The 19,060-nt window shown below is 62.8% G+C and carries 18 protein-coding genes; 12 read left to right on the forward strand and 6 right to left on the reverse strand.

What is annotated here, in order from left to right; translation table 11 throughout:
• Nucleotides 1-586 precede the first annotated feature (586 nt).
• The 7 genes from dnaA to ACWTU9_RS00925 all read left to right on the forward strand — a co-directional run bounded on the left by dnaA (nucleotide 587) and on the right by ACWTU9_RS00925 (nucleotide 7,653).
• Nucleotides 587-2,131: a chromosomal replication initiator protein DnaA gene (gene dnaA, locus ACWTU9_RS00895; RefSeq protein WP_454576571.1), complete on the forward strand. Its 1,545-nt coding sequence runs from the start codon at nucleotides 587-589 to the stop codon at nucleotides 2,129-2,131.
• Between the two features lie 200 nt (nucleotides 2,132-2,331).
• Entirely contained in the window at nucleotides 2,332-3,450 is a 1,119-nt protein-coding gene (dnaN, locus tag ACWTU9_RS00900; RefSeq protein ID WP_454576572.1) for a DNA polymerase III subunit beta, read from the forward strand.
• A gap of 54 nt (nucleotides 3,451-3,504) precedes the next feature.
• A complete protein-coding gene (gene recF, locus ACWTU9_RS00905) occupies nucleotides 3,505-4,644 on the forward strand; it encodes a DNA replication/repair protein RecF (RefSeq protein ID WP_455856687.1) in 1,140 nt (379 codons plus the stop codon).
• Nucleotides 4,645-4,744: 100 nt separating this feature from the next.
• Nucleotides 4,745-5,500 (forward strand): molybdopterin-synthase adenylyltransferase MoeB, encoded by a 756-nt coding sequence (locus ACWTU9_RS00910; RefSeq protein ID WP_455856688.1) that lies wholly within the window; start codon nucleotides 4,745-4,747, stop codon nucleotides 5,498-5,500.
• A gap of 4 nt (nucleotides 5,501-5,504) precedes the next feature.
• Nucleotides 5,505-5,993 carry a GNAT family N-acetyltransferase gene (locus ACWTU9_RS00915; RefSeq protein WP_455856689.1) on the forward strand — a complete coding sequence of 163 codons (489 nt, stop codon included), beginning with the start codon at nucleotides 5,505-5,507 and terminating at the stop codon, nucleotides 5,991-5,993.
• A complete protein-coding gene (locus tag ACWTU9_RS00920; RefSeq protein ID WP_455856690.1) occupies nucleotides 5,990-7,243 on the forward strand; it encodes an aconitase X in 1,254 nt (417 codons plus the stop codon). Before ACWTU9_RS00915 ends, ACWTU9_RS00920 begins: the two co-directional genes overlap by 4 nt.
• Entirely contained in the window at nucleotides 7,240-7,653 is a 414-nt protein-coding gene (locus ACWTU9_RS00925) for an aconitase X swivel domain-containing protein (RefSeq protein WP_455856691.1), read from the forward strand. The genes ACWTU9_RS00920 and ACWTU9_RS00925 overlap by 4 nt, the downstream gene beginning before the upstream one ends.
• Before the next feature lie 9 nt (nucleotides 7,654-7,662).
• Here the strand turns inward: ACWTU9_RS00925 and ACWTU9_RS00930 are convergent, their stop codons facing one another.
• Nucleotides 7,663-8,664 (reverse strand): 2-hydroxyacid dehydrogenase, encoded by a 1,002-nt coding sequence (locus ACWTU9_RS00930; protein ID WP_455856692.1) that lies wholly within the window; start codon nucleotides 8,662-8,664, stop codon nucleotides 7,663-7,665.
• A 157-nt stretch (nucleotides 8,665-8,821) separates the two neighbouring features.
• On the opposite strand from ACWTU9_RS00930, the gene ACWTU9_RS00935 reads away from it, so the two are divergent.
• Complete coding sequence (locus ACWTU9_RS00935; protein WP_455856693.1) at nucleotides 8,822-9,379, forward strand: SH3 domain-containing protein; 558 nt, start codon at nucleotides 8,822-8,824, stop codon at nucleotides 9,377-9,379.
• An 18-nt stretch (nucleotides 9,380-9,397) separates the two neighbouring features.
• Here ACWTU9_RS00935 and ACWTU9_RS00940 read toward each other — a convergent pair whose 3' ends face one another.
• Both ACWTU9_RS00940 and irrA read right to left on the reverse strand, forming a co-directional pair.
• Nucleotides 9,398-9,757, reverse strand: coding sequence for a DUF4260 domain-containing protein (locus ACWTU9_RS00940; protein WP_455856694.1), 360 nt, complete (start codon nucleotides 9,755-9,757; stop codon nucleotides 9,398-9,400).
• 11 nt (nucleotides 9,758-9,768) lie between these two features.
• On the reverse strand, nucleotides 9,769-10,200 hold the full coding sequence (gene irrA / locus ACWTU9_RS00945; protein WP_454588073.1) for an iron response transcriptional regulator IrrA: 432 nt from the start codon (nucleotides 10,198-10,200) through the stop codon (nucleotides 9,769-9,771).
• Nucleotides 10,201-10,442: 242 nt separating this feature from the next.
• Between irrA and fabA the strand changes: the two genes are divergently transcribed.
• From fabA to ACWTU9_RS00965, 4 genes are all read left to right on the forward strand, one after another.
• Nucleotides 10,443-10,958, forward strand: coding sequence for a 3-hydroxyacyl-[acyl-carrier-protein] dehydratase FabA (gene fabA / locus ACWTU9_RS00950; protein WP_455856695.1), 516 nt, complete (start codon nucleotides 10,443-10,445; stop codon nucleotides 10,956-10,958).
• 124 nt (nucleotides 10,959-11,082) lie between these two features.
• A complete protein-coding gene (gene fabB, locus ACWTU9_RS00955; protein WP_455856696.1) occupies nucleotides 11,083-12,303 on the forward strand; it encodes a beta-ketoacyl-ACP synthase I in 1,221 nt (406 codons plus the stop codon).
• A 13-nt stretch (nucleotides 12,304-12,316) separates the two neighbouring features.
• Nucleotides 12,317-13,129: an enoyl-ACP reductase FabI gene (fabI, locus tag ACWTU9_RS00960; RefSeq protein WP_454588075.1), complete on the forward strand. Its 813-nt coding sequence runs from the start codon at nucleotides 12,317-12,319 to the stop codon at nucleotides 13,127-13,129.
• Between the two features lie 309 nt (nucleotides 13,130-13,438).
• On the forward strand, nucleotides 13,439-14,992 hold the full coding sequence (locus tag ACWTU9_RS00965) for a putative bifunctional diguanylate cyclase/phosphodiesterase (RefSeq protein WP_454588076.1): 1,554 nt from the start codon (nucleotides 13,439-13,441) through the stop codon (nucleotides 14,990-14,992).
• A 39-nt stretch (nucleotides 14,993-15,031) separates the two neighbouring features.
• On the opposite strand, the gene ACWTU9_RS00970 is transcribed toward ACWTU9_RS00965, so the two are convergent.
• The 3 genes from ACWTU9_RS00970 to rpsO all read right to left on the reverse strand — a co-directional run bounded on the left by ACWTU9_RS00970 (nucleotide 15,032) and on the right by rpsO (nucleotide 18,983).
• Complete coding sequence (locus ACWTU9_RS00970) at nucleotides 15,032-16,045, reverse strand: class I SAM-dependent methyltransferase (RefSeq protein WP_455856697.1); 1,014 nt, start codon at nucleotides 16,043-16,045, stop codon at nucleotides 15,032-15,034.
• Nucleotides 16,046-16,191: 146 nt separating this feature from the next.
• Entirely contained in the window at nucleotides 16,192-18,339 is a 2,148-nt protein-coding gene (gene pnp, locus ACWTU9_RS00975; RefSeq protein WP_455856698.1) for a polyribonucleotide nucleotidyltransferase, read from the reverse strand.
• Between the two features lie 269 nt (nucleotides 18,340-18,608).
• Complete coding sequence (gene rpsO / locus ACWTU9_RS00980) at nucleotides 18,609-18,983, reverse strand: 30S ribosomal protein S15 (RefSeq protein WP_281401875.1); 375 nt, start codon at nucleotides 18,981-18,983, stop codon at nucleotides 18,609-18,611.
• Nucleotides 18,984-19,060: the final 77 nt, after the last annotated feature.

The raw sequence follows: 19,060 nt of genomic DNA on the forward strand, positions 1-19,060 counted from the left end.
GGGCGACAGGCGGCAAGTTGGTGTCAAGCGAATTATTTCAGAAAATTTCAAACCGCACAGCCATTTTCATATTCGCGGCAAAAGGGTTTGAATCACAATGGCTTTGTCAAAATCTGCGGTTCCAGGACGGGACCCGAACCCTTCATCAGTAACCAGATTCCTTAAAAATCCGTTAGACGTGGCCTTGCCCTATCCACAGCGATTTCGGTAAGGTCTGTCCATCGAAAGGGACGGGCCATTAGCCCATAACCCAGCCTGAATCGGCCAGCTCACAGTGGCGGAATTCATGACGCGGATCAATTCCGCGAACGGGTATGGTTTGTCTTTTCGATGCGGTAGGGGACTGGCGTAATTTGTACATGGCAGATCGATGGCGCACCGGCGTTTTCGCCGGGTGGTGTCGCTTTGCCCGAACATGTCAGACGGACTGGCTTTAAGCAGCCGGGACCGATCCCTTGCTGACGAGGCAACGTCATCGCCGGCGGCGGCGGCGGTGTTGTAGCGAAGATACGGTCGTCGGAAACATGGGTGCAGGAGGCGCACTCCCGGCGGAAAAAAGGTACAAAAGAACAAGGGACGCACAATCATGCAGAGCGGCATCGAGCGGGATCTTACGGGCGACCTGCCATTTCCTGGAACATTGGTCGGAGCGCACGACATGGCGGCTTCCAGCGACGCGGACCAGAAGTTCGACCGGGTCAAGGCCCAGTTGAAAGCGCGTCTGGGAACCGAGGTCTATTCGAGCTGGTTCGGGCGGATGAAGGTGGCGGAGGCTTCCCGGGGCATTGTACGCATCTCGGTGCCCACGGCCTTCCTGCGCTCGTGGATCAATGGCCACTATCTCGATCTCATCGCCGATCTGTGGAAGCACGAGGATCCAGAGGTCCTGAAGATCGAGATCGTGGTGCGCACCGCGACCCGTCCGGCACGCAATGGCGTCGAGCCCGAAGCCGTGCCTGCGCGCAAGATGACCAAGCAGACGCAGACCGCACTGGCGGCCGGAACGGCGGGTCCAGGCCGGGTGGAGCGGGCGCCCGCCCCTCGCCCCGGTACGCCGATCGAGGCCGAGTTCCGGCACAATGTGCTGGGGTCCCCGCTTGATCCTCGCTACACGTTCGGTTCCTTTATTGAAGGCCCGTCGAACCGGGTGGCCTTCGCTGCCGCCAAAGCGGTGGCGGAATCGCAGTCGAGCGCGGTGCGCTTCAATCCGCTGTTCCTCCATGCCACCGTCGGGCTCGGCAAGACGCACCTTTTGCAGGCGATCGCGGCGGAGTCGCTCAAACAGAACCCGAAATCGCGCGTCGTCTACCTGACGGCCGAATATTTCATGTGGCGCTTCGCCACTGCGATCCGCGACAACAATGCGCTGACGCTGAAGGAACAGCTGCGCGACATCGACCTGTTGATCATCGACGACATGCAGTTCCTGCAGGGCAAGTCGATCCAGCATGAATTCTGCCATCTCATCAACATGTTGCTCGATAGCGCCAAGCAGGTGGTGGTCGCCGCCGACCGGCCGCCGTCGGAACTGGAATCGCTGGAGCCGCGCGTGCGTTCGCGCCTCAACGGCGGTGTCGCGCTCGAAATGTCGGCGCCGGACTTCGCCATGCGCATCGGCATGCTCCAGCTGCGGCTTGCGACAGCCAAGGTCGACGATGCGTCGCTCGATATTTCTGAGGAGATCCTCAACCATGTCGCCCGCACCGTGACCGGCAGCGGGCGTGAACTGGAAGGCGCGTTCAACCAGCTTCTGTTCCGTCAGTCGTTCGAGCCGGCGATCACCATCGACCGCATCGATGAAATCCTCGGCCACATCTATCGCTCCGGCGAGCCCAAGCGGGTGCGCATCGAGGACATCCAGCGCATCGTGGCGCGCCATTACAATGTGTCGAAAACAGAGCTTCTGTCGAACAGGCGCACGCGCACCATCGTCAAGCCGCGGCAGGTCGCCATGTATCTGTCGAAGGTGATGACGCCGCGTTCGCTGCCGGAGATCGGCAGGCGTTTCGGCGGTCGCGATCACACCACGGTGCTGCATGCCGTGCGCAAGATCGAGGACCTTTCCGGCGTCGACAACACGCTGGCGCAGGAACTGGAACTGTTGCGCAGGCTGATCAACGACCAGGCCTGAGCGGCGCGATAGTAGCCGGTTGGCGGGGTTCGCCCGCTTTATCCCCAGAAAGCCTGCGTAACCGGCGCGAACCGGTGGCGCAGGCTTGCGTTTATTGGCTTTTTCCTGTCAGTTTGCATAGATTCTGAGCCTGTTCAGACCTTTCGCGGGGCGCCGCCCACTGGTGACCCGTTCATTCATTCAAGCGAGCCTGTTTCGTCATGCGTGTTATCCTGGAACGGTCAAATCTTCTGAAGTCGCTCAACCACGTTCATCGCGTGGTCGAACGGCGCAACACCATACCGATCCTGTCCAACGTGCTGCTCAGCGCCGAGGGCGCCAGCCTTGAAATGAAAGCCACCGACCTCGACCTCGAAGTGACCGAAGCGACACCAGCAAAGGTCGAGCGCGGCGGGGCGACGACGGTTCCGGCGCACCTGCTCTACGACATCGTGCGCAAGCTCGCCGACGGCGCCGAGGTGATGCTGAAGACCGACGAGGACGGCAACGCCATGACGGTGACGTCGGGCCGCTCGAGCTTTCGTCTGCAATGCCTGCCGCAGTCCGATTTCCCCGAGCTTTCGGCCGGATCCTTCTCGCATATCTTCCGGCTCGATTCCGTCGCCTTGAGAGGCCTGATCGAGAAGACGCAGTTCGCCATCTCCACGGAGGAGACGCGCTATTATCTGAACGGCATCTACCTGCACACGCATGAGACGGGCGGCAAGCTGAAGCTGCGCTCCGTGGCGACCGACGGCCACCGCCTGGCGCGCGCCGAAATCGACGCCCCGGCTGGGTCCGAGGGCATGCCGGGCATCATCATTCCGCGCAAGACCGTCAGCGAGTTGCAGAAGCTGGTCGACGATCCAGATGTCGCGGTGACCACCGAATTGTCCGACACCAAGATCCGCTTCACTATCGGCAGCGTGGTTTTGACCTCGAAGCTGATCGACGGCACCTTCCCAGACTATCAGCGCGTCATCCCGACCGGCAACGACAAAAAGCTGATCATTGACCGGCAAAGCTTCGCCGCAGCCGTGGATCGCGTCTCGACCATTTCCTCCGAACGCGGCCGCGCGGTGAAGCTTTCGATCACCGAAGGCCAGATCACGCTTGCGGTGAACAATCCGGATTCGGGCAGCGCCACCGAGGAACTGGCGGCCGATTATTCGTCCGACCCGATCGAGATCGGCTTCAACGCCAAATATCTGCTTGACGTCGCCGCGCAATTGACCGGCACGGAAGCGAAATTCATGCTTGCCGATGCCGGCTCGCCGACGCTGATCCACGACATGGCCGACGAGACCGCACTCTACGTGCTGATGCCGATGCGGGTGTAGCCGCTGCGGCGCAGCACTGCAACGATTGCGGCGACTTCTACAGGCGGATAGCGGTTGCCTCAGCCCAGCCATATAAGTAAGCTAACACTTACCAATTTCCGCAACTATGCGGCGCTGTCGATCGACCTTTCTCCGGGCGCAGTGGTGTTTTCCGGCGACAATGGCGCCGGCAAGACCAATCTCCTGGAAGCCATTTCCCTGCTGACGCCAGGCCGCGGCCTGCGCCGCGCGCCTTATGCCGACGTTGCGCGCGAAGGTGGCGATGGCGGTTTTGCACTGCATGCAAGGCTAGACGGGCCGGAGGGTCAGGTCGAGATCGGCACCGGCATCACCGGTGGGGATGCCGCCGGTGAGGGCGGCCGCAAGGTGCGCATCAATGGCGCGCCTGCGCGCTCGGCCGACGCCATGCTGGAGTGGCTGCGCGTCGTCTGGCTGACACCAGCCATGGACGGCCTGTTTCCGGGACCCGCTGCCGACCGGCGGCGCTTTCTCGACCGGCTGGTGCTGGCGATCGATCCCGGCCACGGCCAGCGGGCGCTCGACTATGAGAAGGCGATGCGCGGGCGTAACCGTTTGCTTACAGAAGGCTCGCGTGACGGCGCCTGGTTCGAGGCCATCGAGACGCAGATGGCAGAAACCGGCGTAGCTATCGCCGCCGCGCGTGCCGAACTTGTGCGCCTGCTCGCCGCCATGATCGACAGGCTGCCTTCCAGCGGGCCGTTTCCGCAAGCCGATGTCAGTCTTTTCGGCGACCTGGAAAGCGATGTGGCCACTTCGCCAGCCGTCGACGTCGAGGAACGCTATCGCGCCGCCCTCGCCGATGGCCGCGAGCGCGACCGCGCCGCAGGACGCACGCTGGACGGTCCGCACCGTTCGGATCTTCTGGTGCGCCACCGCCCCAAGGCGATGCCGGCCGAACTCTGCTCCACCGGCGAGCAGAAGGCGTTGCTGGTGGGTATAGTGCTGTCGCATGCGAGGCTGACCGGCGAGATGTCGGGGATGACGCCGATCCTGCTGCTCGACGAGATCGCCGCGCATCTCGACGCCGGCCGGCGCGCCGCGCTGTTCTCGATCCTGGAAGACCTGAATTGCCAGGCCTTCATGACCGGAACCGATGCGGCGCTGTTTTCCAGCCTGAGGGGACGCGCGCAGTTCCTCACGGTCGACCATGGCACGGTTGGACCAACAGCCTAAACCTTTGTTTATGCATGTCGTTGTCCCAAAACCGATACACACTTTTGGGCGACATGCATTAGGACCTGACAAGGTTTTTTACCCGCTATATGGTTCGGCAATGACCCCTGCCGCCCTCACCGACGAAGAGCTTGAGCGCTATGCGCGCCACATAGTGCTGCCCGAGATCGGCGGCGCCGGCCAGCAGAGGCTAAAGCGGGCCAGGGTGCTGGTCATCGGCGCCGGCGGGCTCGGCGCGCCGGTGCTGGAATATCTTGCAGCCGCCGGTGTCGGCACGCTCGGCATCGTCGACGACGACACCGTCTCGCTTTCCAATCTGCAACGGCAGGTAATCCACGCCACCGACACGATCGGCACGGCCAAGACCGAAAGCGCCAAAGCGGCCATCGCCCGCATCAATCCCCATGTCGCGGTGGAACCGCACGATTTCAGGCTGACGGCCGACAATGCCGCTGCCCTCATTGCGCGCTACGACATCGTTGTCGACGGCTCCGACAATTTCGAGACGCGCTACGTCGTGGCCGATGCCTGCGCGGCGGAAAGGCGGCCGCTGGTGCATGCCGCCGTCGGCCGCTTCGACGGCTCGGTGACGGTGCTGATGCCGTTCGAGACCGGCGCCGACGGCAGACCGAACCCGGGATATCGCGACCTCTTTCCCGAAGCGCCGCCGGAAGGGCTGGTACCCTCCTGCGCAGTTGCCGGCGTCGTCGGCGCGCTGACCGGCGTCATCGGCACGCTGCAGGCGATGGAAGCGATCAAGCTGATCACCGGCATCGGCGAACCGCTGGTCGGCCGGCTGCTGCTCTACGATGCGCTGGCGGCGCATTTCGATACGATCCGCTACAAGAGAAGCTGAGCGCATGGGTCAGTCCGCGGGCGTTTTGGTCACTCAGCTTGGCCCCGGCTTCGATCGCTGGGACGAACTGCTTGGCCTGATCATGCGGGCTTTCGCGCCGATGGACGGTGTCATCGACCCGCCCTCCTCGGCGTATCTGCTGAACGTAGAAAATCTAAGGGACAGGGCTGGACGCGAGACGGTGTTCCTGGCTCTGCAGGACGGCCGGATCGCCGGCTGCGTTTTCGCTCTCGAGAGGACCGCCGATGTCTATGTCGGCAAGCTCGCCGTCGAGCCTGATTTTCAGGGGCAAGGCATCGGCGGGCAACTGATGCAGGCTGTCGAGGAATTTGCCCGAGGCCGCAACAAGGCCGCCATCGAACTCCAGACAAGGATCGAACTCACGGCAAATCACGCAACCTTTGACCGTCTCGGCTTTCGCGAAACCGCGCGCACGGCGCATCAGGGCTATGACCGGCCGACTTCGATCACCATGCGCAAGGAGCTCAAGTGAGCCTCGCCCTCAGCGCGCAGGAGCAGGCCGTCGCCTCCGGCCATGACGGGGCGGCGATGGCCATGCGCATCGTTGCCGAAAGTGCCGCCCTGCTCGGCGCGCCGCGGCTTATCCCGATCGCCTCGGCGCACATAGACGGCGCGCTCTATCACGGCGATTCCGGCACGCTGTTTGCCGAAAGGCTGGTCGAGGGCGGCGCGCGCGTCGCCGTGCGTTCGACGCTCAATGTCGGCGCACTCGATTTGATGGGGTGCTCGCGCGTGCGCCTCGAAGAGCCGGCGCTCGGCATGGCGCGGCGGATGATGGAGGCCTACCGCAAACTGGGCTGCGAGCAGAGCTGGACCTGCGCGCCCTATCAGGCCGGCCACCGGCCAGCCCAGGGCACTGACGTCGCCTGGGGCGAATCCAATGCCGTGGTGTTCTGCAATTCGGTGCTCGGCGCGCGCACCAACCGTTACGGCGATTTCCTCGACATCGCCTGCGCGATTGTCGGCCGCGCGCCGGACTATGGTCTGCATCGGCACGAGAACCGCCGGGCGCGGCTCATTTTCGATGTTTCGGGCCTGTCGCCATCCTTCCTCGCCTCGGAGGTCGCCTGGCCAGTTCTAGGCAGCCTGTATGGCCGCGAGGTGGGCAACGCGGTCGGCGTCGTCACTGGCGTGACCGGTCATCCCGGCGAGGATGCGCTGAAAGCTTTTGGCGCGTCTGCGGCATCGTCTGGCGCCGTCGGCCTGTTTCACATTGCCGGCGTGACACCCGAGGCGCCCGACGCCGCGACCATCCTGGCCGGCAACAGGCCGGAAACGATGATCCGCGTCACGCCGGAGATGGCCACGAAGGCCCGCGCCGGCCTATCCACGGCGGCCACGCAAACGGCCATCGATGCGGTGGCGATCGGCAGTCCGCACCTGTCTTCGGCCGAATTCGAAGCGCTGGAGCGCTTGATCGGCGGGCGGCGTCTTAGCGTGCCGATTTATGCCTGCACCGGCCGCCATGTGCTCGCCACACTGGAACAGAACGGCCAGCGCAAGACGCTCGAGGCAAGCGGCGTCATCATCGTTGCCGACACCTGCGTGGTGGTGACGCCGATCCTGCCGGACCTTGCCGGCGGCGTGCTGATGACCAATTCGGGAAAATTCGCGCAATACGGGCCGGGCAATACTGGCTACGCCGTGCTTTATGGCTCGCTGGCCGACTGCGTCGAAAGCGCGGTTGCCGGCAAGCCAAGATTTACGGATATCGCCGCATGAGCACCGTCGCCGAAATCCTGGTGCCGGGCAGCGGTGGCGAAGGCGAAGCACTGGTGCTGACCGCGCCGATCAGCTTCTGGGGCGGCGTAGACCCGAGGAGCGGTCACATCGCCGATGTCCGCCACCCGCAGCATGGCGAGACCGTTTCGGGCCGCGTGCTGTTCCTGCCGGGCACGATCGGCTCGTCCTCGGCCTCCGCCGTGCTGCTGGAGCTCGTCCACAATGGCCATGCGCCGGCAGCACTCGTGCTGCATGAGCCGGACGCGATTCTGCTGCTGGGGCTGATTGTTGCCCGGGAAATGGGCTGGCAGACACCGGTGGCACTCAGGCTCGAGCGCGATGCTTTCGAGGCCTATCGCGGCAGGCATGTACGCGTGGCCGAGGACGGCGCCCTGACGAGCGCTGCCTGATCGCTTATCTCACGTCCGTAGCGGCAACACGCGGTCCGGCGGGCGGTGGCCGTCGACGAAGGCGCGGATGTTGATGATGACCTTCTCGCCCATGTCGATTCGGCCTTCGAGCGTCGCTGAGCCCATATGTGGCAACAGCACCACTTTGTTCTTGGCCGCCAGCTTCAGCAGTTTTGAGTTCAGCGCCGGTTCGTGCTCGTAGACGTCGAGCCCCGCGCCGGCGATCTTGCCGTCCTGGATCAGCTTGACCAGAAACTCCTCGTCGATGATGTCGCCGCGCGCGGTGTTGACGATGTAAGCGGTGGGCTGAAGCAGCGCCAGCCGGCGCGCCGACAGGAGATGAAAGGTCGCCGGGGTGGACGGGCAATTGACCGAGATAATGTCCATGCGGGCAAGCATCTGGTCGAGGCTTTCCCAATAGGTCGCCTCCAGCCCTTCCTCGACCGCCGGCAGCACGCGATGGCGGTTATGGTAGTGGATCGACAGGCCGAACGCCTTGGCACGCCTGGCGACGGCGGTGCCGATGCGGCCCATGCCGACAATGCCAAGCCGCTTGCCCCAGATGCGTCGGCCGAGCATCCATGTCGGCGACCAACCGGCCCATTTCTTGTCGCTGGTCAGCACGGCGGCGCCTTCCGCCAGCCGGCGCGGCACCGCCAGCATCAGCGCCATGGTCATGTCGGCGGTGTCTTCGGTCAACACGTTCGGCGTGTTGGTGACGGTGATGCCTTTCCTGGCCGCCGCCTCCACGTCGATCTTGTCGACGCCATTGCCGAAATTGGCGATCAGCTTGAGATTGTCGCCGGCCTGGGCGATCAGCGCCGCGTCGATCTGGTCGGTGATGGTCGGCACCAGCACGTCGGCTTCCTTGATCGCCGCGACCAGCTCCGGCTGTGTCATCGGCCTGTCCTCGACATTCAGCCTAGCGTCGAAGAGTTCGCGCATGCGGGTCTCGACCGGATCGGGGAGCTTGCGTGTGATGACGACGAGAGGCCGTTTTTTGCCTGCCATTGTTTCCTCGAACCCGATCTCGTTGAGACCTCTTTAACCAAGACAGGCGAAACTGAATACCGGTCGCGGTGCCTGCCACTCCTGTAACAAGCGGTGCCGCCGAAGACAAAGAAAAAGGGGCGCCGAGGCCAAAGGGCACGCGCCGAAAGGAACGAAAGTGTCTGGTTTCGCGTCGCTTCGGCTGGTCCTCAGCGCAGCGCTTCTCGGCGCTCTCCTGCATTCCCCGCAAGCCGCGGCGCAAGGTGCCGCGGCACCTGTGCAGACGGTCACGCTCGGCCCGAGCGGCCTGCCGCTGCCGCGTTTCGTCAGTCTGAAATCGGCCCGCGTCAACTCGCGCGTCGGCCCCGGCGCCAACTATTCCGTCGACTGGATGTACACCAAGGCCGGCCTGCCGATGGAAATCATCCAGGAATTCGACACCTGGCGGCGCGTGCGCGATGCCGACGGTTCGGAAGGCTGGATCAACCAGTCGCTGCTGTCGGGCCGCCGCACAGCGATCGTGGCGCCCTGGCAGCGCGGCAAGGGTGGCCGAATCAATCTGCTCGACGATGCGGACAAGGACGCCAGCGTCGTCGCCATTATCGAGCCGGGCGTGACAGGTACGATCAAATCCTGCGACGGCCAGTGGTGCGAAATGACCTTCGACGGCCACACCGGCTGGATCGCCCAGTCGCAGGTGTGGGGCGCCTATCCCGGCGAGCACGTCAAGAACTGAGATTGCTGGAAAGGTCGCCTAGCGGCCAATGCGGCCGAGATGCGTGTCCTGGAAGCCGCTCGATAACTTCAAGCCGTAGCCGAGCGCGCGGTCGACGGCGATGTGAATGATCCAGATCAGACCAATCGCGATCGCTATCGAGTTGGCAAGGATGTATCCGGCGAGCGCCAGCAGCAGCGGGACAATCAGGATGTGCAAGGCGTTGTAGGCGATGGCGCCGACGCGCGGCCCGGCAAAGTAGCCGAGCATCGACAGGTCAGGCGCCAGGATGAGCAGGACAAACAGCCACCAGGAAACACCTGAGGCGGCATAAAGGACAACAGCCACCGCGGCGATCGTTATCCATTCCAGCCGGACCGCCAGATCTAGTGCTTTCATTGAGGTGCTGCTCAGATGCTGCGTTTCGGGCGCAGCCGCACCACGATGTCGACATTGGCAATTTCCATGCCCGCAGGCGGCTCCGGCAGGTTGGAAACGGTCACCGGACCGCTTTCGATGTCGAAAACCCGGTTTTCACCTTCGATGTAGAAATGATGGTGATCGGAGGTGTTGGTGTCGAAATAGGTCTTGGACCCCTCGACCGCCAGGATGCGCAGCAGGCCGGCCTGGGTGAACTGGTGCAGGGCGTTGTAGACGGTGGCGAGCGAGACCGGCACGCCGGCAGCGATCGCCTCCTCATGCAGCTCTTCGGCCGACAAATGGCGGTCGCCCTTGGCAAACAGCAGATCGGCCAGCGCGATGCGCTGGCGTGTCGGCCTTAGGCCGGCTTCGCGAACCCGCTTGTCCACAGCGACATTTTCCTTCCGGCAGCCCAGATCCATCAATCCGTCCAAGCCCACAGTTCTGCCTCAAGACACGCCCAGAGTGGCAAAAAAACGTCAACCACCGAGATTGGATACCTCTCGACATATATTCTGTTGGCCGAATGCGATCAATAGCGCGCATTGACCCGGGCAGACGGGCGGGTTAAGCGCAAACGCCGGTTTCCGGCTCGAAATGGATTGTGTTAGGAAACCAACGACAAGGGCGCCCACCGCCCGGGACTATCATGGGGACGAGATTGATGGCGGGTTCGAAATCCAGCTACGGTTATGAGGAATTGCTGGCCTGTGCCCGCGGCGAGCTGTTCGGGCCCGGCAACGCCCAACTGCCCTACCCGCCGATGCTGATGTTCGACCGCATCACTGAAATCAGCGAGACCGGCGGCGCCCACGACAAGGGCTTCATCCGCGCCGAATTCGACATCAAGCCGGACCTGTGGTTCTTCGCCTGCCATTTCATCGGCAATCCGATCATGCCGGGGTGCCTGGGCCTCGACGCGATGTGGCAGTTGACGGGGTTCTACCTCGGCTGGCTCGGCGAACCAGGCAAGGGCATGGCGCTGTCGACCGGCGAAGTGAAGTTCAAGGGCATGGTGACGCCGTCGGTCAAGAAGGTCGAATACGGCATCGATTTCAAGCGCGTCATGCGCGGGCGCTTGGTGCTCGGCATCGCCGATGGTTGGCTCAAGGCCGACGGCGAACCCATATACGCGGCGGCGGACCTCAAGGTGGGGCTGTCCAAGCAAACGGCCGCCTGACCGGCGCCACTGCAGCAGGGCGTTTCCCGAAACGCGCAATGACGCTGCAGCACTTTGATTTTGCGTATGATCGCCGACGAAAACCGACTACGGTTTCGGGATCATCCGCTGGAAGGAGTTGCGAATGAGAAGGGTCGTCGTCACAGGCCTCGGCATCGTATCGTCGATCGGCAACAATGCCAACGAGGTGCAATCCTCGCTCTACGATGCCAAATCCGGCATCAGCTTCTCCGATTCCTTCGCCGAACACGGCTTCCGCTGCCAGGTCTGGGGCGCGCCGACGCTCGACCCGTCGGCCATGATCGACCGCCGCGCCATGCGCTTCCTGAGCCAGGGCGCTGCCTGGAATCATGTCGCAATGGACCAGGCGATCGCCGATGCGGGGCTTGACGAAAGCGACATCACCAATGAGCGCACCGGCATCGTCATGGGCTCGGGCGGCCCCTCGACCCGCACCATCGTCGAGGCGGCCGAGATCACGCTCAAGAACAACAGTCCGAAACGCATCGGTCCGTTCGCGGTGCCGAAGGCGATGTCGTCGACTGCTTCGGCGACGCTCGCCACCTGGTTCAAGATCCACGGCGTTAATTATTCGATCTCGTCGGCCTGTTCGACTTCCGCGCATTGCATCGGCAATGCCTACGAACTGATCCAGTGGGGCAAGCAGGACGTGATGTTTGCCGGCGGCCATGAAGACCTCGACTGGACGATGTCGGATCTGTTCGATGCCATGGGCGCGATGTCGTCCAAATTCAATGACAAGGCGTCAACCGCGTCTCGCGCCTATGACGCCAATCGCGATGGCTTCGTCATCGCCGGCGGCGCGGGCGTCCTCATCCTGGAGGAACTCGAACACGCCAAGGCGCGTGGCGCCAAGATCTATGCCGAGATCGTCGGCTACGGCGCGACGTCGGACGGCTACGACATGGTGGCGCCGTCGGGGGAAGGCGCCGTGCGCTGCATGCGCCAGGCGCTGGCGACCGTGTCGACGCCGGTCGACTACATCAACACGCACGGCACCTCGACGCCGGTCGGCGATTCCCGAGAGATGGGCGCCATCCGCGAGGTGTTCGGCGACAAGATGCCGTTCATTACCTCGACCAAGTCGCTGACCGGCCATTCGCTGGGTGCGGCCGGCGTGCAGGAATCGATCTACTCGATCCTGATGATGCAGGGCGGCTTCATCGGCGAGAGCGCCCATATCGAAAACCTCGATCCGGAATTCGAGGCCATGCCGATTGTGCGCCAGCGTATCGACGACGCCAGGATCGACACGGTTTTGTCCAATTCGTTCGGTTTCGGTGGCACCAACGCAACGCTGATTTTCCAGCGCTATTCCGCATAAGGATTTGCCGGGCATGGACGGACTGATGAAGGGCAAGCGTGGGCTTGTCATGGGCGTCGCCAATGATCATTCGATCGCCTGGGGCATTGCCAAGAAGCTGTCCGAGCATGGGGCAGACCTCGCCTTCACCTATCAGGGCGACGCCTTCGGGCGCCGCGTCAAGCCGCTCGCCGAGAAGCTCGGGGCATCACTGGTCGTGCCATGCGACGTCGAGGACAGCGCATCGGTCGTGGCCACCTTCGAGACACTCGGCAAGGAATGGGGCGGGCTCGACTTCGTCGTGCACGCCATCGGCTTTTCCGACAAGAACGAGCTCAAGGGGCTCTACGCCGATACCAGCCGCGACAATTTCGTCCGCACCATGGTCATCTCCTGCTATTCCTTCACCGAGATCGCCCGCCATGCCGCCCCGCTGATGAGCGACGGCGGCGCGATGATCACGCTGACCTATGCCGGCTCCGTCCGCGTCATGCCGAACTACAACGTCATGGGAGTCGCCAAGGCCGGGCTGGAAGCCAGCGTGCGCTATCTCGCCAATGATTACGGCCCGCGCGGCATCAGGGTGAACGGCATATCTGCGGGGCCGGTGCGCACGCTGGCCGGCGCGGGGATTTCGGATGCGCGGCACATGTACTCCTACCAGCAGCGAAACTCGCCGCTGCGCCGCACCGTGACCATCGACGAGGTTGGCGGCTCGGCGCTCTATCTTTTGTCCGACCTCTCGTCAGGCGTCACCGGCGAGATCCATTATGTCGATTCCGGTTATCACATCGTGTCGATGCCGACACTGGATGAGTTGAAGCAGACCGACAGCGGACGCGATTAGAGCCCGTTCCATCCCGATGGAATCGGGGTGGGCGCCATCTCTTTGGTTAAGCATGATCTCCAGACAAACGGTTCCCGTTTGTCGGAGAAAACCAGAGACCACTTTTCGCGATAGAGCTCTGGATTCTTCCAGTAAAATTAGATGCATTGGCGGAAACTCATTTTAAGGAGATATCCGCTATAAGTCCTGTAGCTAGGGCACTGCGCGTTCTTGCTGGGCGCAAAGGATGCTTTAGGATTTATGAATTTGCGTGTGATCTTTCCGGAAAAGTCGAGTTGATTTTTGGGATCATGCAACAGGGACTGAGTGATGCCTGCTGTCAGCAACCCGAAGCGAACACCTGTGTTCCGACTGCTCACCGTCGCCGCCTCGGGCCTTGGCAGTTTCGTTCTCGGGCTCTGGGGTCTCAAGTTCGGTTTCGGTGACGGCTTTGCCGGCATGCAGGCGGGAACCATGGTCGGCATCGCGTCGGCCCTGTGCGCGCTGGCCGCCGCCGGTGCGGCCCTGTCCTTCTTCGCCGGCGTTGATGAATCGGTGGATTACGTCTTCAACGAAACCCATTTCGACAAGCTGACCGGGCTTTTGTCGCGGCCGGCCATGGTTGGCAAGATTGCCGACGCGGCGTCGGCGACGATCAAGACCGGCGAGCCGGTGTTCCTCATCGATATCGACATCGACCGCTTCAAGCAGATCAACGACGCTATCGGCTACAGCCATGGCGACGAACTGATAAGTGCCTTCACCAAGCGGCTGAGGGCCTCCATGCCTGAAGGCACGGTGATGGGGCGCATCGGCGCCGGCGAATTCGCCGTCCTCGTGTCGGAACATGAGATCCAGGGATCGATGGAAGCCACTGTCGAAACCCTGATCGAGGAGATGCTCAAGCCCTATCAGCTCGATTCCCACCTGCAATCGATCGGCCTGTCAGTGGGTATCGTGGCGATGCCGAAGGACGGCATCGATCCGGTCCTCATCCTGCGTCGCTCCAACCTGGCACTGCAGAATGCCCGCGCCGGCGGAGTGGGCAACTGGTCGGTCTTCCATTCCGACATGGGCCAGGTCGCCGACTACCGCCACTGGGTCGAATCCGAGCTGCACATTGCTTTCGACCGCGGCGATTTCGACCTTCACTACCAGCCGCAGCTCGACCTGCCGAGCGGCCGCATCGTCGGCTACGAGGCGCTGATCCGCTGGAAGCATCCTGAACGCGGCATGATCCCGCCGATGGAGTTCATTCCGATCGCCGAAGAGACCGGCATGATCCACCCGATCGGCAATTGGGTGCTGCACAAGGCTTGCAGCGACGCCCGCCATTTGCCCGAGGACTGTTTCGTTGCCGTCAACATCTCGCCGGTCCAGTTCATGACCAAGGATTTCGTCGGTATCGTGCGTGATACTATGGCCAGCACCGGCATCAAGCCATCACGGCTGGAGCTCGAACTGACCGAGACGGCGATGATGCAGGACCGCGACCGCGCCGCCATCATCCTGCAACAGCTTGCCGACATGGGCATTTCAGTGGCCGTCGACGATTTCGGCACCGGCTATTCCAACCTGAGCTATCTGATCGACTTCGCCTTCGGCAAGCTGAAGATCGATCGCTCTTTCATCAGCCGCATGGACACCGATTCCAATTCGGGTGCCGTCGTCTCGACCATCGTCGGTCTGTCACGCGCGCTTGGTGTCGGCATCATCGCCGAAGGCGTCGAGACCGAGAACCAGGCGACGCTCCTGCGGGCGGCCGGCTGCGAGATGGTGCAAGGCTATCTGTTCGGCAGGCCGGCGCCACTCAGGATCAAGCCCGGCGAGATCAGAGCGACCATTCCCGTCCACGAGCCGGCGCGCATCGTCAGCATGCATTGAGGCAGTTCTGTCCGCGGATGATCTTCTTGGGACCATGTCCTACCGACGCGCGGCAAAGACCTTGAACATGCCATCGCGGGCGAGTTCGGCATGGCTGGAGAAGACGGCCTTCAGAACCGGTTCGTAAGGCAGCTGACGGTTTGCCACCATGAACAGCCGCCCGCCCGGCTTCAGCGTCTTGCCCGCCGCCTGGATCATGCCGGCGCCGATTTCGGGCTCGGCGGCGCGGCTGCGATGAAAGGGCGGGTTCATGACGATGGCATCATAGCGCCGCTCGACCGGCTCGTTCAGCAGATCTATCCAGAAGAAGCCTGGCTCGAAGCCTGCCTGGCCGACATTGCCTTTCGCAGCCTCCAGCGCGTCGAAATCCGCTTCATAGAGGTCGAGCCCCGTGACACCAGGTGAGCGGGCTGCAACTTCGGCTGCGACATAGCCCCAGCCGGCGCAAAAATCGGCGATGTGGCCGCGCAGGTCTTTGGGCAGGTTATCGACCAGAAGTTTCGAACCGGCGTCGATACGGTCGAAGGAAAACATTCCGGGTGCTGTGCGGAAGCGGCCCTCGATCAGCGCGGCAGGGTTGGCGGTCCGGAGTTTTTCCGCAGCGGCCACATCGACAGGACGGCGAAGCCAGAAGGCAACGCCGTGATGCTTCGGCATATGCCCTTCGAGCGGGACAAGCTCGTCGATGCGCTTGCGCAGGCTGTCGATGCCGTCGTCTTTTCCACCGGCGACGACGATCAGCCCCCCGGGTGCGACGCGTGCGATTGCCTCGGCAAGGCGCATCTCGTTCTGGCCGCGATGGCGGCCGGCAAGCACGAGGGCAGCATCGAATGCGTCGCCTCCAGGCTGCGGCGTCACCGTGTAGCCAGCACGCTCCAGGGCGCGGAAATGCGGCCGGAAACCTTGCACGAGATGGAGCGCCGCCTCGAAACCTTCAGGCAGGCGGAAACCAGGTTCCGCACCCAGGAACAGGACGCGTTCGCCCTTTTGCGGCAAAGGCAGCGCCTCGGCTTCGAAGGGATGGAACAGTGTCTTCAGCGGCTCAGCGGCCATTCTTGCTCTCTTGTTTTGACGCAATTCCCAAGGGAAAGCGCTACGCGCTTTTCCCGGGAAAACCGCTCACACTTTTCCTGGAATTGCTCCAAACGAAAACGGGCGCGACCTATGCCGCGCCCGTTTCAATGTCACTATCAGACCGCTCAGGCGGCGTTTTCTTCGCCTTCGGCCTTCTTGTCGCGGGCGATTTCCTTGCCGGTGGCCTGGTCGACGACCTTCATCGACAGGCGGACCTTGCCGCGCTCGTCGAAGCCCATCAGCTTGACCCAGACCTTGTCGCCTTCCTTGACGACGTCCGAGGTCTTGGCGACCCGGTCATTGGCAAGCTGCGAGATGTGGACGAGGCCGTCACGCGGACCGAAGAAGTTGACGAAAGCGCCGAAGTCGGCGGTCTTGACGACCGTGCCTTCGTAGATCTCACCGACTTCCGGCTCGGCGACGATGGTGTGGATCCACTTCTTGGCCGCCTCGATCTCCTTGGCGTTGGCCGAAGCGATCTTGACCGTGCCGTCATCCTCGATGTTGATCTTGGCGCCGGTCTTCTCGACGATCTCGCGGATGACCTTGCCGCCGGAGCCGATAACGTCGCGGATCTTGTCGGTCGGGATATGCATGACCTCGATGCGCGGCGCGAACTCGCCGAGTTCGGGGCGGGCGCCGGTCAGGGCATGCGCCATCTCGCCGAGGATATGCTGGCGGCCATCCTTGGCCTGGTCCAGCGCGATCTTCATGATCTCCTCGGTGATGCCCTCGATCTTGATATCCATCTGCAGCGAGGTGATGCCGTTGGCGGTGCCGGCGACCTTGAAGTCCATGTCGCCGAGGTGATCTTCGTCACCAAGGATGTCGGAGAGAACCGCGAAGCGCTCGCCTTCCTTGATCAGGCCCATGGCGATACCGGCGACGGGCTTGGCCAGCGGAACGCCGGCATCCATCAGCGCCAGCGAGGTGCCGCAAACGGTCGCCATCGACGACGAGCCGTTGGACTCGGTGATCTCCGAGACGACGCGCAGCGTATAGGGGAACTGGTCAGCGCTCGGCAGCATCGGACGGATTGCGCGCCAGGCCAGCTTGCCGTGGCCGATTTCGCGACGGCCCGGCGAACCCATGCGGCCGGTCTCACCGACGGAGTAGGGAGGGAAGTTGTAGTGAAGGAGGAACTTCTCCTTGTACATGCCGGTCAGCGAATCGACATACTGCTCGTCCTCGCCGGTGCCGAGCGTGGCAACGACCAGCGCCTGGGTCTCGCCGCGGGTAAACAGCGCCGAACCGTGGGTGCGCGGCAAAACGCCGACTTCGGAGACGATCTTGCGGACCGTCTTGAGGTCACGGCCGTCAATGCGCGACCCTGTGTCGAGGATGTTCCAGCGCACGACCTTGGCCTGCAGTTCCTTGAACACCGAGCCGATCTGCTCGGACGTGTACTTGACGTCTTCGCCTTCGGCCGGGGCAAACGCTACCTTGACCTTGGCCTTGACGGCGTCGACGGCGGCGTAGCGCTTCTGCTTGTCGACGTTCTTGTAGGCGTTGCTAAGCTCGTCGCCGACGATCTTCAGCATCTCGGCTTCAAGCGCGGAATAATCCGGCGCAGTGAAATCGCGCGGCTCCTTGGCGGCAACTTCGGCCAGCTTGATGATGGCGTCGATAACCGGCTGGAAGCCCTTGTGGCCGAACATGACGGCGCCGAGCATCAGCTCTTCGCCGAGTTCCTTGGCTTCGGACTCGACCATCAGAACGGCGTCGGCGGTGCCGGCGACAACGAGGTCGAGCTTGGATTCCTGCATCTCGTCGACATGCGGGTTGAGCACATATTCGCCGTTGATGTAGCCGACGCGAGCGCCGCCGACCGGGCCCATGAAGGGGACGCCCGAGAGCGTCAGCGCGGCAGAGGTGGCGACAATCGACAGGATGTCCGGATCGTTTTCGAGGTCATGCTGGACGACGGTGACGACGATCTGGGTGTCGTTCTTGTAGCCGTCGGCGAAGAGCGGGCGGATCGGGCGGTCGATCAGGCGGGAAACCAGCGTTTCCTTTTCGCTCGGACGGCCTTCGCGCTTGAAGTAGCCACCCGGGATCTTGCCGGCGGCGTAGGTCTTTTCCTGGTAGTTGACGGTCAGCGGGAAGAAATCGAGGCCCGGCTTCGGCTCCTTCATCGAGACGACAGTGGCGAGAACCTTGGTCTCGCCGTAGGTCGCGAGCACCGCGCCGTCAGCCTGACGCGCGATCTTGCCGGTTTCCAGGATGAGCGGACGGCCGCCCCATTCGATTTCCACTTTGTGGTGATTGAACATGTCTTGTCCTTAATAAGCGGAAAGGGCCGCGCCGTTTCACGGTGCGCGGATGCCCTTTCCCTGGCTTCCTTTCTCGGGCAGCCACGGGCAAGACAACGGGAAGCTCGGGCGCTGGTCAGCGCACGAGCGTCCTGCAATCCTGCCCCATGACCGTCCATGGGCGGTTTCGAGTGGCCCTCTGCACGCTCGAAACCGGGTCTGGCCAATCGATACGACTGGCAGAATGCGCGACCGGCGGGCTCTCCTTCGAAAGCCCGCCGGTCAATTCGTCAACGGCGCAGACCGAGCTTCTCGATCAGCGTCTGATAGCGCGCGTCGTCCTTGCGCTTGAGATAGTCAAGCAGGCTGCGGCGCTGGGAGACGAGAGCGAGCAGACCACGGCGGGAATGGTTATCCTTCTTGTGGTCCTTGAAGTGGTCGGTCAGGTTCTTGATGCGCTCGGAAAGGATGGCCACCTGGACTTCCGGAGACCCGGTATCGCCCTTGGCGGTTGCGAATTCACCCATCAATTCCTTTTTGCGCTCGGCAGTAATCGACATCGTGTTTTTCCTTATCTGTTTGAGGAAACGGGTCGCCCTCAGCCGGGATGTCGTCCAGCAGGGGCCGGTGCAAGCAACGCGACATGGCGCGATGCTGCGGCGCATATAGGGCAATTCCCCGGAAAACACCAGCCCCATTCATAAAGCCGGCTTGTCGCAGGCTTTTGCTGGGGAATCCAAGA

This window comes from Mesorhizobium sp. 128a (assembly GCF_053848025.1).

Excerpts from the sequence above, each read along its gene's own strand:
- ACWTU9_RS00910 (WP_455856688.1), top strand. The coding sequence starts at position 4,745 with ATGACCCCTGCCGCCCTCACCGACGAAGAGCTTGAGCGCTATGCGCGC.
- dnaA (WP_454576571.1), top strand. The coding sequence starts at position 587 with ATGCAGAGCGGCATCGAGCGGGATCTTACGGGCGACCTGCCATTTCCT.
- ACWTU9_RS00930 (WP_455856692.1), bottom strand. The coding sequence starts at position 8,664 with ATGGCAGGCAAAAAACGGCCTCTCGTCGTCATCACACGCAAGCTCCCC.
- ACWTU9_RS00940 (WP_455856694.1), bottom strand. The coding sequence starts at position 9,757 with ATGAAAGCACTAGATCTGGCGGTCCGGCTGGAATGGATAACGATCGCC.
- fabB (WP_455856696.1), top strand. The coding sequence starts at position 11,083 with ATGAGAAGGGTCGTCGTCACAGGCCTCGGCATCGTATCGTCGATCGGC.
- dnaN (WP_454576572.1), top strand. The coding sequence starts at position 2,332 with ATGCGTGTTATCCTGGAACGGTCAAATCTTCTGAAGTCGCTCAACCAC.
- ACWTU9_RS00970 (WP_455856697.1), bottom strand. The coding sequence starts at position 16,045 with ATGGCCGCTGAGCCGCTGAAGACACTGTTCCATCCCTTCGAAGCCGAG.
- ACWTU9_RS00915 (WP_455856689.1), top strand. The coding sequence starts at position 5,505 with ATGGGTCAGTCCGCGGGCGTTTTGGTCACTCAGCTTGGCCCCGGCTTC.
- ACWTU9_RS00925 (WP_455856691.1), top strand. The coding sequence starts at position 7,240 with ATGAGCACCGTCGCCGAAATCCTGGTGCCGGGCAGCGGTGGCGAAGGC.
- fabA (WP_455856695.1), top strand. The coding sequence starts at position 10,443 with ATGGCGGGTTCGAAATCCAGCTACGGTTATGAGGAATTGCTGGCCTGT.
- irrA (WP_454588073.1), bottom strand. The coding sequence starts at position 10,200 with ATGGATCTGGGCTGCCGGAAGGAAAATGTCGCTGTGGACAAGCGGGTT.
- rpsO (WP_281401875.1), bottom strand. The coding sequence starts at position 18,983 with ATGCGCCGCAGCATCGCGCCATGTCGCGTTGCTTGCACCGGCCCCTGC.
- ACWTU9_RS00965 (WP_454588076.1), top strand. The coding sequence starts at position 13,439 with ATGCCTGCTGTCAGCAACCCGAAGCGAACACCTGTGTTCCGACTGCTC.
- pnp (WP_455856698.1), bottom strand. The coding sequence starts at position 18,339 with ATGTTCAATCACCACAAAGTGGAAATCGAATGGGGCGGCCGTCCGCTC.
- fabI (WP_454588075.1), top strand. The coding sequence starts at position 12,317 with ATGGACGGACTGATGAAGGGCAAGCGTGGGCTTGTCATGGGCGTCGCC.